The sequence below is a fragment of the Calothrix sp. CCY 0018 genome, from assembly GCF_963920925.1.
Classification (GTDB): Bacteria; Cyanobacteriota; Cyanobacteriia; order Cyanobacteriales; family Nostocaceae; genus Rivularia.
On record NZ_CAWUDI010000042.1, the window covers coordinates 58,873 to 74,074 of the forward strand.

A 15,202-nucleotide genomic window follows, 5' to 3' on the forward strand; every position below is an offset into this window, starting at 1 on the left:
GGAGTTAGGAGTAAATTAACAATTCTTCTCCTTGTCCCCTTGTCCCCTTGTCCCCCCATCCCCCATCCTCCTACTGCGGTGTAGCTGTACGCCCTTGTTTGCCGAGCTTAACGAGAACGAAGTAACCAAGGCACAGAATGTAGAAAATTAAACCAATGATGCCTATAAAGCCTAACGATCCATTAGGGGTGTCGTTATGAAAATACCTTTGATACAACAATGGAGCTTCCAACCAAACTTTACAATAAGGAGTTTGGAGAGCAGTTTCAGCAAAAGCACAACTTAAGAAAGGAAGGGTTAGGAGTGCGCCAAAAGCACAATAAATGCTTGTAGCCCAGCGCCAAGAGGTAAAAACAAACTTCAAAGCTTCATCGGGACCATATTCAATTTCATCGTTCAAGTCTACCCAAAACCATAATGAAATTGGGATTAAGATACGCGCCATTAAAGATGAAATGAAACTTACCCCAAAACCGCCAATCATCAAGTAAACCGTAATCATTAGTAAACTTGAGACTCGCCAGTAAATGGTTAACAGACGCTGGATTCCATCAGCTTTTTGAACAAATGCCCAAATAAGTAAAACTAAGGGAATCAAGACGGTAAATAAAACCGCCAAACGATAGTCCATCCAAACTAACGAGCGAAACCAAACATCATCATTACCCATATTTTTTCCTATATATAATCAAAAACTTTAACTAAGAGGATGTCTGAAAAGTATTATGTTTTACTTCGGGCACCTCGGAAACCTAACCCCCCTGCCCCCCTTCCCTATGAGGGAATGGGGGTAATAAGCCTCTCTCCTTCTAGGAGAGAGGTTTGGAGAGAGGTTCCGAGTATAGCTATTGACGCATTCTTACATCCTCTAAGAAAGCCTAGATTTAAAAGTAAAGTCTCTCAATATTTATATCCGAATATGAAAAAAAATTAAAATAGGACTTACACATTACCCTCTTTTGTTTTAGAGCGGCTTCTGTGTAAGTCCCAGTTTAAAACGGTTTTTCTGGGATCAAATCCCCCGCTTGCAACCTCGTGAGAGATGAACATTCCAGGATAAACCTGTGATTAGAATTGGATTCTAAAATGAATGTGAGTTAAAAAACGATTTTCTCAAACACGAAGGATAGGCTGGAAAAAAGACATTGCTTGACGATAAACTCAATTTCTAGTCGTCGTAGACTCTGCACTCATCAGCATCAGGGTTTTCGTCGCAGTACTTTTCTAAAGAATTTTTGGGCTTTGATTGGCGCTGGTGAGAAGCTTCGGCTTGTAATTCTTCTACTGCATCCCAAGCAGCAGCACATTCAGCGGAGTTATTACCTGAAGTATCGCAAGCTTCGCGAGCTCCCTTAAGTTCTTCCTGAATTTTGTCTTGGATGTCGCTCATAGTTTTTTGTTGTGTTAATTGTTCTTAATACAAGTATAGAAAAAGTTCGGCACAAACTGTTTGACAGTTTTAACCATTCTAACCACTCACAGCCGCGATCTATGGTGATGCAATAGAATAGCACTATCAACATACAGCAAATATTCTCGCGTACAGAGCCTTCAACCAAAACTTTTAAGATTTTCTACCATTGTTTCGATTAATAACTATAGAAACAAGTATTAGAGTGGGATAACTACTTTTTTATCCCATTGACTCACATTGGAAAATACGACTGTAGAAACAGTCAACTACTTCTAGATATAAATAATAAATAATGGTTTCGAGCATATAAAACTAAAAAGTATTAGCTTAAAAGCATAAAAATATAAAAAGTAATTTATGGCAGATCAAATGCAGTGGAGCAACGCCTTATCAACCCGCCCTTCTTTAGAAGCAGCAATTTCTGAAGTTGTGGAACAAGCTGTAGGGAAGTTGTCGAAGAAAGCAAATTTAGCAATCGCGTTTATTTCGTCTGCTTTTACCAGCGAGTATTCCCGATTTTTACCTTTACTTGCAGAGCAATTAGAAGTGCCCGTACTAATTGGCTGTAGTGGCGGCGGTGTAGTTGGTACAAGCAGTGATGGAGAAGCTCAAGAATTAGAAGACGAACCAGCTTTATCGCTGACTTTAGCTTATTTACCAGAAGTAAATATTTATCCGTTTCATGTAGTTGCTGAAGAATTACCCGATTTAGATAGTTCTCCTAATGCTTGGGTAGATTTGATTGAGGTACCGCCAGAGGGTATACCGCAATTTATTTTGCTTTCGGGTAACATCGCCAGCGGTATCAACGACTTATTAAAAGGTTTGGACTTTGCCTATCCCGGTTCCGTCACCGTAGGAGGGCAAGCAAGCGGTGGAATCAATAATCGCATAGCTTTGTTTTGTAACGACGAGCTGCATACAGAAGGTACCGTAGGAATAGCATTAACCGGCAACATTACCTTAGATACCATTGTTGCCCAAGGTTGTCGTCCCATTGGTACACCACATCAGATCGGCAAGTGCGATCGCAACATCATCTTAGAAATTGAACAACAGGTGCCGTTGATTTTATTGCGGGATTTGATTGGTAGTTTAAGCGAAGAAGAAAAAATCCTTGCTCAAAACTCATTATTTGTGGGTGTAGCGATGAGTGAATTTAAACAAGATTTGCAGCAAGGAGACTTCTTAATCCGTAACATCCTCGGAGTAGATCCAGCAGCAGGGGCGATCGCCGTAGGAGACTACCTACGTCCCGGACAGCGCCTACAGTTCCACCTCCGGGACGCTCAAACTTCCGCTGAAGATTTAGAATTTTTGCTCAACAAATATCAACAAGAACAAGCGGGTAAATCATCTCCCGTAGGTGCTTTAATGTTTTCCTGTTTGGGTAGAGGCGAAGGACTTTATAAACAACCAAACTTTGATTCCCAATTATTCCAACGCTACATCAAAGATATACCTTTAGGAGGATTTTTCTGCAACGGCGAAATCGGCCCCGTAGGTGACAGTACTTTTGTCCACGGTTTTACCTCCGTCTTTGCAATCGCACGACAAAATGGGGAGAGGGGGTAGAGGGGGTAGTAATTTTAATTAATTCCTAACTCCTAACTCCTAACTCCTAACTCCTTAAAGCAACAACGTTGAATGATTATCAATAAATGTCCGATGCCCATCGGGAGTTATTGCGCTGTATTTCTCGAAGTGCTGACGTAGTTTTTCGGGAAATTGGGGAAATTCAAGGAATGCATCTCCATCAGCTATATTTGCCCAGAAACTTCGTAATGTAGGGGCTAATTCTTCTGCTTTGTCTTGGGGAAGATTTAACGGAGGTAAAGTTAGTAGTTTGACTATGAAGGGAAAACTGCGATCGCACATCCATTTATGGGAACTTTGCTGTAAGTCGGGGAAGTCAGAAACAGATTCTACTTTACGAGATGATATTTGTAACTTAGCTTGTCCGGGATTGCCCTGACGATATTCTAATATTCTGTAAGGATGTGGATAGCTAACTAAGGAACCTGTCGTAATATCATATACATTATCCTGACAAGCTATATCCTGAATATGTAGATGCCCGGTAAAGACTAACTGAACTTTGTAACGTCGGAGAATTTGTAATAGTTCCGGTGCATTATCTAACATATAGCGGCTTGCCATCGGATGATACGCTTGATTTGGCAAATGCTCGACTACGTTATGATGAACCATCACCATGATTAATTCATCGTTAGCTGTTGCTAAAACCTCTTCTAACCAGCATAACTGCTCGTTATCCAAACGCCCTATTTGATTACCTCGATCGTCAAAGTTATTAGAATTAAGAGCAATTAACCTAACCGACGGTAGTAATTTACAAGTATAGTAAAGTTGTTCTGTATTTTCGTAACCAAATTTACGGTAAAACTGCGGAAAATCTTTAAAAGCAATCGATTGCTCGTTAGCATTTAAAACCGGAACATCATGATTTCCAGGTATCACATAACTTGGAAAAGGTAGTTTTGCTAAACGTTCTTGTAACCAAGTATGATTTTGTGGTTCGCCGTGTTGAGTTAAATCTCCCGGTAGTAAAAGAAAATCTAAATCTAGTTGTGTTAAATGTTCTAAAACACTTTCAAAAGCCGGGATACTAACTTCCACCAAGTGAAAGCGACTCGGATGATCCCAGATAGTATGAGGAAGTGCAACGTGTAAATCACTGGCGATCGCAAAACGAAAATTTAGACTCATTGAATTAAATAAAATCTTATATAAGGTGTAAAAAAGCGCTTTTTAAATAGAGTATAACGTTTGAAAGCAAATGAAGTATAGGAATATTATTGGTTTAACATTTGTAAATATTTAGCGAAAAAGTTAAGAGTTAAGAGTAAAAAATTACTAATATTGATAACTGTTAACTGTTAACTGATAACTGTTCACTGTTCACTGTTCACTGATTATGAATCGCGTTCGAGTTCGTCAGCACGTTAATCCTTTAGGAATAAGATATCAAGCACCAATCGATCCAATTGATTGGGAAAAGATTTATGTAAATGCGAATCAACCTTTACTTTTAGATATTGGTTGTGCTAGGGGTCAATTTTTAATAGAAATGGCGCAGCTAGAACCCAATTGTAATTTTCTGGGTTTAGAAATTCGCAAACCTTTGGTAGAAGCAGCCAATAAAATGCGTTCGGAATTAGGATTAACAAATTTACACTATATATTTTGTAACGCGAATACTTCATTAAAGCCGATTTTATCTTCTTTACCAACAGGAATTTTACAGCGAGTCACAATTCAATTTCCAGATCCTTGGTTTAAGAATCGTCATGCAAAAAGAAGAGTTGCACAACCGGAATTAGTGGCAGAATTAGCAGATTCTCTCGCACCGGGGGGAACGGTATTTTTACAATCCGACGTTAAATTTGTCGAGATAGAGATGTGCGATCGTTTTGAAGAGAACTCCGATTTTCACCGACAAAGCCAAGAATGGTTAGCAGAAAATCCCTTACCAGTTGCAACCGAAAGAGAATTATTTACATTAGGAAAAAACGAACCAGTCTACCGTGCGGTGTTTGAAAGAGTTAGGAGTTAGGACTTACGTAAAGCCCCCCAAATTAGCGGGGGGTTGGGGGGATATCAACGTTGGGAATACCTAATTTTATGTTTCTCGCGGGACACGCAATACCTACGGTACGCTCCGCTAGGCGCTAACGTTGCGGTTGCGGCCATTCCTACACCTAATAAAGCCGCGCCCTTCTCGCCCTCACGAGGCGAAGAGTGGGGCTACTCAAACAAAGCCCCTCCGGGTAAGGCTAACGCTGCGCTAACACCACTCCCCTCAACGCTCTTAACCCGCGCACGGGGGTGGGTTCACCACCGTAAGGTGGGCTAAATTTGGTGCATCTTTATAAAGAAATGGTATGAGATGGGAAGTAAGTAATTAAGCAAAAATATTTATATATTTACTACTCATTTATATAGCTGTTCCCCGTTTCCTATTCCCTGTTGCCTCTTCGACGACTATTTAATCCCGCATAACAAGTATGAAAGAATCATATGTTTTCATATACTTTTTAAAGAAGATATTATGATGATTTTTTGGTGATGTTTTTATCAATTATCAATAAATATTAATCTGTCAACTATCAATGGTTTATTTTTGTTGTGGATTATGTAAGTTAAAGATGAAATTTTAGCTTAGAGATAGTTAAATTCAACTGAGTACAGAAAAAAAGTATTGTAAACTACAGAAAGCTATAAAGATTTGTCAGCATCAAATTTAAAGCAAAAGATTAAAAGTGAGTAAATTACTGTATTTTGGGATGAATTTGTGCGAGATTAGACTTACATAGATACTCTGATACTAAAAAAATTAACCTCATGGATTCTTTATTTATCAACTCGTTACTTGAAGATTTGAAAAACCCGGATGAGGTAGTGCGAGAAGAAGCTACTCGTAAATTGTGGCGCTTATGGTTTCAGCAGAAGGGAGTTTACGGGTTAGAAAAAATAGAAGCCAGCCAAAAACTACTGGATGCAGGTAAAATTACCGAAGCTGAAGAAATGCTGACGCAATTGATTGAAGCTCAACCCGATTTTGCCGAAGCTTGGAATCGTCGTGCTTTTCTGTATTACACCAATAGCGAATACGAAAAGTCTTTAGCCGATACCCAAGTAGCAATCGAACTTAATCCGCTACATTTCGGCGCACTTCACGGTATGGGTTTGTGTTATGCAGCTTTAGGAGAATATGCCAGAGCGATCGATTCTTTTCAGCGTGCTTTAGAAATTCAGCCTTATTCTTTAATAAATCAGAAGTTGATTTTGGAATGTACGCTTAGACTCAGTTAAAAGCGTTTATCTCCAAAGACTGTGTATCTATTAAGGAATTTTTTACAGCAGATGGTAGAAATCTGCTGTTAATTGATTAGTTAATGGATTGGTTAAAGCTTCGTTTTAGCCAACATTAGTTAAGCTTTGATGTTGGATTGAGAAATTAAATTTAATATTTTTAAGGTGGAAGAATTTCTAAATCTTTACAAATTTTTTTAACTAAAATATCAACAATCTCACTATGTCTGGGTATTGCTGACGTTCTATTGTTAGAGGGATTATAGTAAATTTTATGCTTGCCACCTTCTCGGAGAAAAAGACACCCATTTTCTTCTAAATGACGAATCAGTTTACGTCTTTTCACTAAATCTTGACTGTAATTGCTTCACGAATAACGTTTTTACCGAAAATTTGTCGCTCTGCAAGCTCTCGGTTTGATAGTAAAACAAGTTCGATAGCCTCCTGTAAGCTTTCCCTTGCTTCTTCTAAAGTTCTTTCTTGTATATTAGCACCGGGTAATTCTTGGACATAACCAATATACCAATCGTCTACTTTCTCAAATATTGCGGTAAAAGAATTTTCCATATAGATTAATTTATACAGCTAAACTTATAATATTGGTTATTATATTTCAACCAAATATTGTGAATAAATAGAGTTTTGTTTTCAATTAAAGATTGAAACCTAAACTCTAAGATCATTTTATATTCTAGTTGGTAGGTTGGGTTAAGCGCACGAAGAATAAGCGTTTCATACTGAAAATCTCGATTGCGCTGTAACCCAACATTTAATTGTGGATATTTTTACAATATTCTTATTCATAATCATGATGTTGGGTTACGACACTTTGGGAATCAAGTTTCTCGTTACAAATATATTTTCTTAGTCGTGTCTAACCCAACCTACAAAGTTATTATGGAAGCTTCATATTTATACATACATACATACATACATACATAAATATATATAAACAAACAATCAAAGCTCCTATTCTCCTTATATAGCTGGAGTCATCACATAAATTACGTAAATACCTTTCAAAGAAGAAAATACTAATAGTAAGAATACTGAAAAAACGCTTCTAAACTGTGTTTAAATAGTCTGAGTGCAGAGTAGCTAGTAGTAAATACTTAAATACATTGCGATGCATCGCCAAGGTTTTTAAGATTTTTGTCTTGTGCTTTCCTGTTGTCTTGTCGTAATACAAGGCTTTGAGTGCGATTTTCCGGCTAAATGGCAAGGGTAAAGGGTGACAAAAAACCTTTCAGAAAAACGTTGTGATTGCAATTGTTACTGCACTTTCAACCGCACTACCAACTATTGTGATTGGATACTGGCAACATGGTAAAAAGAATAACGCAAAAAGTGAATAATAAAATGTGGGTGTATCTAAATTGTTACGCCCTCCAATTCTTCATCCGTCACTTCATACAATTCGCGTAACTTCTGCAACTTCTCATCGCTAGCATCCCAGAAACCTCTTCCGTGGGCTTCCAACATTCTTGAAACAATATTTTTAAACGCTTCTGGATTGGCTTTCCTCAATTTATCCGCCATTTCATCATCCAAAGCATAAGTATCGGCTGCCTGTTCGTATACCCATTCGTCAGTAAAATCCGCAGTACCACCCCAACCAATTAAAGCCGTCATGCGTTGGGAGACTTCAAATGCACCGCCGCTACCTTGATTAACCATTGCTTCCGCCCATTTGGGATTTAATAACTTGGTGCGATATTCCATCCGCAATAAATCATCTAAGTCACGGGGAGTAGTATCCTTAGAAAAACTTTCTACAAAGCTAGCTTTAACCTTCTTTCCACCTTGCTTTTCCGCAGCTTTTTTTAAACCGCCAGTATTTCCGTAATATTCTTGAATATCAGTTAAACCGTATTCCACCGAATCAATTTCTTGGACGATTTGACTGGTATTTTGCAAAAGCTGGTTTAACACTTCCGGGCGTGCTTGCCCTTTATCTTCTCTACCGTAACTAAACACATTGCGACTTTGCCAAGTATTCCCCAACTCCTCGCCAGATTCCCAATTACCATCAACAACTCTATCGTTTACTAGAGAGCCAAAATCACCCGCAGGATTAGAAAATAACCTTGCGTGAGTATTCTCTACACCTTTTTCTTTTAATTCTAAAGCGTGCTTGCGAATGAAATTTTGATCTAAAGGTTCATCTTTATCCGCAGCACGTTGAAATAAATCGTCCAATAACTCAATAATATTGACAAAACTATCGCGGAAAATCCCTGAAAGATTAGCCAAAACATCAATTCGCGGATGCCCAACTTCAGAAGTAGGTTTTAACTCGTAACGAACAATTCTTCCCGTACCTTCCTTAACGGGTTCCGCACCCACTAACTCCAATAAAATCCCTAAAGATTCGCCTTTTGTTTTGATAGCATCCAATCCCCATAGCATTACAGCGACTGTCTCAGGATAGCTGCCATTTTCTTGTAAATGCTGCTCAATAATCTTTTTTGCAACCTCCCTTCCTCTTTCATAAGCAGCAGGAGAAGGCATTCTATAGGGATCTAAAGCATGAATATTTCTTCCCGTCGGTAGCACGCCAGCACCATCCCGTAATAAATCTCCCCCCGGAGCAGGTGGAATATATTCGCCATTCAAACCCCGTAATAAATTAGTTAACTCATCCGTACTCTGCTCCAATAATTCCTTAATTCTCTCTTCCTCTTCTCCAGGTTGCAAACCTCTCTCCAAACCTCTCTCCTGCAAGGAGAGAGGCTTTAAATTCTCCCCCTTCCCTTGCAGGGAAGGGGGTTGGGGGGTTAGGTTTTTCGTTGACTCTTCCCCAAAATAAGCATCCAAATAAGACTTCATCTCCTCCTGATTTGGTGCTTCCCCCAAAATATGTAACCCAGAAGAAAACAGCCGATTTTCCAAAACCTGCAAATATTCGTACAGCTTTACCAAATAATTATTAAAAGCATCAGCGCTAAACATTCCGATATTTTCGGGAGTGAATTCAATTCCCAACTTTTTAGCTTCCTCAAACGGGCAGTCGGCATCCAAACCAGAATCAACAATCTTTTTACAAATCCCTTCTTTAAGTACATAATTCTTCTGCGGTTCTTCGCGATACTCCGCAATTAAATCTCGGAGTTCAGCCATCAATTTATACAAACCTGCACGTCCGTAAGGAGGTACATTATGAGAAATCAATACCCCATAACCGCGACGCTTCGCCAAAATTGATTCAGAAGGATTATTCGCCGCATAAATATATAGATTTGGCAAATCCCCCAGTAAAATATCAGACCATGAATAACCAGTATTGCCCAAAGGAGAACCCGGCAACCATTCTACAGTACCGTGCATTCCAAAGTGAACCAGCGCATCCGCAGCAAACTCATTTTGCAACCACTTGTAATAAGCAGCATACTGGGGATGCGGCGTTAAATCGCGTTCAAACATCAACCGCATCGGATCGCCTTGAATTCCTAAAGGTGGTTGAACACCTATCCAAACATTGCCGAATTGAATACCGCCAACATGAAACTCATCACCGTAGGTTTTAATACCAGAACCCGTCAGGGATTTCCACTGCTTTTCAACGCGAGTTGTTTGAAGATAACCCAGCCATTTTTCTAAAGTTCTGACATTAACAGTATTTTGAGACGTTGAATTCAAATTCTCTACATTTTCGTCCGCTTCTTTCACCAAACGAATCAACTCTTCCCCATCTTCCGGTAATTCCCCAACGTCGTAACCTTGCTCTTTCAAAGCGTGGAGAAATTTTAATAAGCTGCGCGGTACATTTAATAAAGCAGCAGTACCCGTTGCACCATATCCCGGTGGAAAACCGTAGAGAATAATCGCGATTTTGCGTTCGGAAGCAGGTTTTTGTCTGAGATTAACCCAGCTTTTCACCCTACCAATTAATCTTTGTACCCTTTCCGGAACCAAGTAAATATCTTCTCCCACCAACCCACCGAGAGCAACCGTGTCAATAGCTCCATCCAATTCCGGTAGTGCGTATAAAACTACGCTTTGTAAACCGCCGATACCCTGACGAGTCCAGGAATGAATATCTTGAATTAATAAAGGTGCAGCAACAATATAAGGCACATTCTTAGCACCGAGAATTCCTTTAGCAATATCAACTTGTCTTCCCGCTTCCATAGAACCTGCGGGGCCTCCCACCAAAGGAAAACCGATAGTAGAAACAATTGCATCAACTTTCGCAGCTTCCGGGGAAAGAGAATGAGTTATTTTATTACCTTGTTCGCGTTGTTGAGTTTCGTAATCCGTAGTCATCCAGTCGCGGACAGCAACGTGCCCTTCTACACCGTTAATAAATATCGGTACGGGAATTAACCCAGCTTCTTCAAATGCTTTGATTAATTGCAGAATATAAGGTTGTTTGGTGATGACGTGTTTTCTGTAGAGGAGAATTCCGATTACTTGATTTCGATCAGATCCCCCTAACCCCCCTTGAGAAGCAGGGCTTAAATGTTCTTGTTTATAAGCCAGACTTTTTAAACCTTGGGGACTTTGTTCCCCCCTTTCATAAGGGGGGCTAGTTCTGATCTTCCGTTTCTCATACCACTTCAAATATTCCTTTGGTGACTCAAAATAACCATCATAATCGGGATGAAGCAATCCCATATTCGGTGTTTCTAAAGGTGCGGGAATATCGCCGACTTTTAAATCTAAATATTTTTCTGCTAAAGTCCAAAATAATGAAGCGACATTTTCGCAACCACCAGCATTCCAATAACCGTAAATAATTAACCAGTTGCGTAAATCTTGTACCTTCTGCACTGGTACAAATTTTAATAGTTTGGGGCCAAGTTTCAAAAAGCTAATATAGCCAGCAAGTTTATCTTCTTCCCTTCCGTTGCTGAATTTATCTAAAATAAACTTTACAGGTTTGGGCATTCCTTTGGGTTTATCGCCAATTGCGAATGCACCGATTTTGTTGCAACTCATCAACTCCAAAGCTGACTCAAACACCAAGCGTATGGGAATATTATTTACTCGTTCCCTCAACCACAAAACTTGATCGTAGTCAAATAGCAAGCTACCGAAAAACACATCAGCATCTTGAAGTGCAGTTTCTACCTCAGTTCGTTTGCTGCTGATATCGCGATCGCTAAATACCCGAATATCCAAATCGGAGCAGCCAGATACAGCCATATCAGCGGCTTTGCGATACAAAAGGGTGTTAAAAGATTCAAACCCTGCAATCAAGACGATGCGTTTCATGTTGTAAAACCACTCCAGCTTTTCATTCTACAACTTTAGCGAAGTTAAGCATTCAAAGGGAGTAGGCAGTAGGAATATAGCTGTATTTATTCTACCTAGTACCGCTTCGCGGAAGTAAGAAGTAAGAAGTAAGAAGTTTGATTTTCTAGGCTTTTCAGCTATTTTTAATGGTTGCCTTATTTACGCCGACTTGTACTAGTTAACAATCAAAGCATAATTACTTAAAAATTCAAAGATATTAAGTATTAATTTAAGACTCAAATAAGCAGATATTTTTTAATAAAAAACGTATAAGATTCATTGTAAATACTGATACATAAGATATTGAATTCTAGATAAAGGTTTAGTACTAAGCTTTAAATTAGAGGATAATATAAAACACTAAATAGTAGAAGATTAATTTTAGAATACAAATATAGAAGACAGTCACCTATATGTAATTAAATTCTCTTGACATCTCATATATTCAATGTTTTAAAAGTAATGTTTAATATTTTAGGTAACTATATGAGATTTGGAATTGATATTGGACATAATTGTCCTCCCGACACTGGAGAAAATGGAATAAAATACGAAGACAATTTAACATTGGATGTCGGAAATCGAGTTATAGGTAAATTAAAAGATTTAGGACATCAAGTTGTAAATTGTAAACCAGTAAAATCTTTTAGTGTAGGGAATTCTTTGCGTCAAAGATGCGCGAAAGCAAATGAAAGCAAAGTTGATATTTTTGTTTCCATACATTTTAATACTTTTAACGAATTTGCTAACGGTACCGAAATATTTTCTATTAGCGACACGGGTAAAAAGGTTGCTAAATCGGTATTAGATGAAATTATTAAAATGGGATTTTTTAATCGTGGCGTTAAAAATGGTTCCCATTTATTTGTTTTGAAAAATACAAATATGCCTGCAATTTTCATCGAATGTTGCTTTATTGATTCTGCAAAAGATATGAAGTTATTTAATTCGGAATCAATGGCAAATGCGATTGTTAAAGGTTTGACAGGTAAATTAACTTCTACTCCCGTTATTTCAGTCCCCGATGAAACATCAAATCCTGATGTATCTATAATTAGATTGCAGAAAACTTTGAATCGTCTCAGAATGACCGATTACACCGGCAAACCTTTAGATGAAGATAATGAAATTGGGCCAGCAACAGCATCTGCAATTAGGAAATTTCAAGAAATAGTTGATATTCAACAAACAGGGATTATTGGTAACACTACATGGGCAGCAATCAATCAAGTTTTAGCAAAACCAGTAATTAGAAAAAACCATGCTGCCGGTATAGTGATGAAATATTTACAATACCGTGTAGGTGCCGAAATTGACGGTATATATGGCTTATACACAGAAGATGCAATTCAACAATTTCAAAGAGCAAATGGTTTGTATGCTGATGGAATTGTCGGTAATTTAACTTGGCGTAAGTTGATTGATTAGGAGTTAGTTTTTAGTGGTTAGTTATTAGAAGTCTGGTTTTTTATTTATGTTATGAATATTAAGCTAACAATATTTATGGCTATCTTATATTTGTTAATATCTTGATTTGCGTTTTATGTTGTTTGATGCGGGAGCAAAAGGATGGAGCGTAAGGAATTATTAGAGCTATATGAAAGTGGGCAAAGAGATTTTCGGGGACTTGATTTGGGAAGCCTGGATTTAAACGAAGTTGATTTAAGTTATGCGGATTTCAGCGGTTCCAGAATGAATTCGTTTCTTGATGGAGCAAATTTAGCAGGAGCGAATTTTACTGAGGTTTCCTTGGCTGAAGCTAGTTTTGTGGGTGCTAATCTCTCTAGAGCCATTTTCAAGAAAGCTAATTTATATTTTGCGAAGTTAACAATTGCTAATCTCACCGAAGCTGATTTTGAAGAAAGCTATCCTAACAGGAGCTAATCTAACTGAAGCTAATCTTCAAAGTGCAAATCTGACGAGTGCCAATTTGCGCGATACTAACTTGAGAGAAGCCAACTTAGAAGGAGTCAGTTTTAAAGAAGCTTTTTTCTGCAACACTATCATGCCAGATGGAAGTATTCGGAATGATAACTGTTGAAACTAAATAGTTAACCTATTATTGTTTAAATTCCTAACTCCTAACTCATAAACCGATGTTGGGTTACGGCGCAAAAGTAATTTTCGTAAACCATAAATGATTCGTGCGCCTTTAACCCAACCTACAATAAGCTAAAAACTCCTAACTCCTAACTTCAAACTCTTCATCCCTAACTCTTAACTGATAATTGTTAAAGCTATTCTGCTCGTGTACGTGGTAATTATGTCCTGCTAAAGCCATTGCTAAAAATCCCCACAGCACCATACCAGCAACTTCTAACATTCCGCTGTTACCCGCTAAAGTGGATATCATGGCGATACCAATACCCCGAGATGCAGCCATAAAGGAATCGAAACGACATTCGGTAAATTGAAATACTTGATAAACCAACAGCAGCATTCCACCTAAATAAAATACTGCTCCAAACCAACCTAATGTAAAAAAGCAATCGAGAAATCCGCTGTCAATTACAATTGGTTCTAAAATACCTTGTTCGTTAAGAGTAAATGTATTTCCTACTCCATTCCCGAAACCGTTAGTAAGGGCTTTATTTAAACCTTCTTCGTAAATTTTTTGTCTAACTTGAGCGCTATCATCTTTTTCCAATTCGCCGAAAGTTTCAAAGCGTTGTGTAATCGTTTCAGAAAATGGCTCAATCGTTGTTAAAGGTACAATACACAGCATCATCAGTACAATAACCACAATCAAACGCATTTGAGACTGTGCTTTTAACGAACCAAATAATGTGACTAATCCTATTAGCCAAGCACCCCACAAAGTACGTACCGATGTCAACAAAAATGACAAATAACCCACAGCAGTAGCGGGTATATTCAAGTAATGTGCATGAGTTAACAGTAATAACAAACCAGCCATCATTACAGCTGAAAAAGGCGCGGGAGAAGCCATCGTACTCCATACACGCAATCCCAGAGGCTCCGGATTTCCCATACTCTTAAGTTCAGTTTCTACGAGCCAAAATACATCCCATTCAGGTGCTACTATAAACTGCCAAACTCCATAAGCTCCCATTACTAATACACCCCAAATAAAAGTGCGCTGAAGCACTTGCCGGTACTGAGGATATTCTCGCCATTTGATAAATAAGAAGAAAGCAAAAGTAACGGGAGTCAACCAGGCAAAAACTCCCCGAGCTACAATCATAGGGGAAGTTTTGATTAGTCCGATCAGCGCACCATAGAAAACGCCTAAAAACGCCATTACAAAGGGTAAACCACCTTGTCGTAACGACTTAGGAAGATATATTAATAATGTATGTAAAGTTAATAAAGTTACTAAGAATTGGGATACAAGCATAAAGCGGCTGGGATCAAAACCGCTTCTTAAATCAACTATACGAGTAATGAATGGCGTAACAAACCACAGCCACCATGTAAAACCGATATAAAGAATGGGATATCGCAGATACAAAAAAAGACCTACTGCAAAAGAAACGGCGATATATCCATTTCGGAGGATAGCTGTAGCACCCGAAAATATACATACTGCCGTAAATAATACGAATGCCAGAATCGCCGTCCAACCTAAAGGCGGTTCTAAACCAAAAGAAAATCTTTTTTTAGGAGTTGTGTTTAAAGTATGGTTCACTGCTTCAAATTAGGGAGTAGGGAGTAGGGAGTAGGGAGTAGGGAGTAGGGAGTAGGGAGTAGGGA

General features: G+C 38.5%; 13 protein-coding genes. 6 read left to right on the forward strand and 7 right to left on the reverse strand.

Going from position 1 to position 15,202, the window contains the following annotated elements; all coding sequences use genetic code 11:
* Positions 1–70: 70 nt before the first annotated feature.
* Together ACM03V_RS25930 and ACM03V_RS25935 are read right to left on the reverse strand one after the other, a co-directional pair.
* Positions 71–670 (reverse strand): DUF3177 family protein, encoded by a 600-nt coding sequence (locus ACM03V_RS25930; RefSeq protein ID WP_414623684.1) that lies wholly within the window; start codon positions 668–670, stop codon positions 71–73.
* Positions 671–1,168: 498 nt separating this feature from the next.
* Positions 1,169–1,390, reverse strand: a complete 222-nt coding sequence (locus ACM03V_RS25935) for a Calvin cycle protein CP12 (protein WP_414623685.1) — start codon at positions 1,388–1,390, stop codon at positions 1,169–1,171.
* 381 nt (positions 1,391–1,771) lie between these two features.
* Between ACM03V_RS25935 and ACM03V_RS25940 the strand changes: the two genes are divergently transcribed.
* Positions 1,772–2,989: an FIST N-terminal domain-containing protein gene (locus ACM03V_RS25940; RefSeq protein WP_414623686.1), complete on the forward strand. Its 1,218-nt coding sequence runs from the start codon at positions 1,772–1,774 to the stop codon at positions 2,987–2,989.
* 54 nt (positions 2,990–3,043) lie between these two features.
* Here the strand turns inward: ACM03V_RS25940 and ACM03V_RS25945 are convergent, their stop codons facing one another.
* Positions 3,044–4,144 (reverse strand): metallophosphoesterase family protein, encoded by a 1,101-nt coding sequence (locus ACM03V_RS25945; protein ID WP_414623687.1) that lies wholly within the window; start codon positions 4,142–4,144, stop codon positions 3,044–3,046.
* Positions 4,145–4,352: 208 nt separating this feature from the next.
* Between ACM03V_RS25945 and trmB the strand changes: the two genes are divergently transcribed.
* The gene (gene trmB / locus ACM03V_RS25950; RefSeq protein WP_414623688.1) at positions 4,353–4,991 is read left to right on the forward strand and encodes a tRNA (guanosine(46)-N7)-methyltransferase TrmB; all 639 of its coding nucleotides are present in this window, start codon (positions 4,353–4,355) and stop codon (positions 4,989–4,991) included.
* A 788-nt stretch (positions 4,992–5,779) separates the two neighbouring features.
* Complete coding sequence (locus ACM03V_RS25955) at positions 5,780–6,250, forward strand: tetratricopeptide repeat protein (protein ID WP_414623689.1); 471 nt, start codon at positions 5,780–5,782, stop codon at positions 6,248–6,250.
* A gap of 160 nt (positions 6,251–6,410) precedes the next feature.
* On the opposite strand, the gene ACM03V_RS25960 is transcribed toward ACM03V_RS25955, so the two are convergent.
* The 3 genes from ACM03V_RS25960 to bchH form a co-directional block, all read right to left on the reverse strand.
* Positions 6,411–6,596 (reverse strand): type II toxin-antitoxin system HicA family toxin, encoded by a 186-nt coding sequence (locus tag ACM03V_RS25960; protein ID WP_414623690.1) that lies wholly within the window; start codon positions 6,594–6,596, stop codon positions 6,411–6,413.
* On the reverse strand, positions 6,596–6,817 hold the full coding sequence (locus ACM03V_RS25965) for a type II toxin-antitoxin system HicB family antitoxin (RefSeq protein ID WP_414623691.1): 222 nt from the start codon (positions 6,815–6,817) through the stop codon (positions 6,596–6,598). The genes ACM03V_RS25960 and ACM03V_RS25965 overlap by 1 nt, the downstream gene beginning before the upstream one ends.
* A gap of 804 nt (positions 6,818–7,621) precedes the next feature.
* Positions 7,622–11,467 carry a magnesium chelatase subunit H gene (bchH, locus tag ACM03V_RS25970; RefSeq protein ID WP_414623692.1) on the reverse strand — a complete coding sequence of 1,282 codons (3,846 nt, stop codon included), beginning with the start codon at positions 11,465–11,467 and terminating at the stop codon, positions 7,622–7,624.
* Between the two features lie 507 nt (positions 11,468–11,974).
* On the opposite strand from bchH, the gene ACM03V_RS25975 reads away from it, so the two are divergent.
* The 3 genes from ACM03V_RS25975 to ACM03V_RS25985 all read left to right on the forward strand — a co-directional run bounded on the left by ACM03V_RS25975 (position 11,975) and on the right by ACM03V_RS25985 (position 13,529).
* The gene (locus ACM03V_RS25975) at positions 11,975–12,916 is read left to right on the forward strand and encodes an N-acetylmuramoyl-L-alanine amidase (RefSeq protein ID WP_414623693.1); all 942 of its coding nucleotides are present in this window, start codon (positions 11,975–11,977) and stop codon (positions 12,914–12,916) included.
* A gap of 141 nt (positions 12,917–13,057) precedes the next feature.
* On the forward strand, positions 13,058–13,372 hold the full coding sequence (locus ACM03V_RS25980; RefSeq protein ID WP_414623694.1) for a pentapeptide repeat-containing protein: 315 nt from the start codon (positions 13,058–13,060) through the stop codon (positions 13,370–13,372).
* The gene (locus ACM03V_RS25985) at positions 13,344–13,529 is read left to right on the forward strand and encodes a pentapeptide repeat-containing protein (protein WP_414623695.1); all 186 of its coding nucleotides are present in this window, start codon (positions 13,344–13,346) and stop codon (positions 13,527–13,529) included. The genes ACM03V_RS25980 and ACM03V_RS25985 overlap by 29 nt, the downstream gene beginning before the upstream one ends.
* A gap of 141 nt (positions 13,530–13,670) precedes the next feature.
* Here ACM03V_RS25985 and ACM03V_RS25990 read toward each other — a convergent pair whose 3' ends face one another.
* Positions 13,671–15,137: an O-antigen ligase domain-containing protein gene (locus ACM03V_RS25990; protein WP_414623696.1), complete on the reverse strand. Its 1,467-nt coding sequence runs from the start codon at positions 15,135–15,137 to the stop codon at positions 13,671–13,673.
* Positions 15,138–15,202 lie beyond the last annotated feature (65 nt).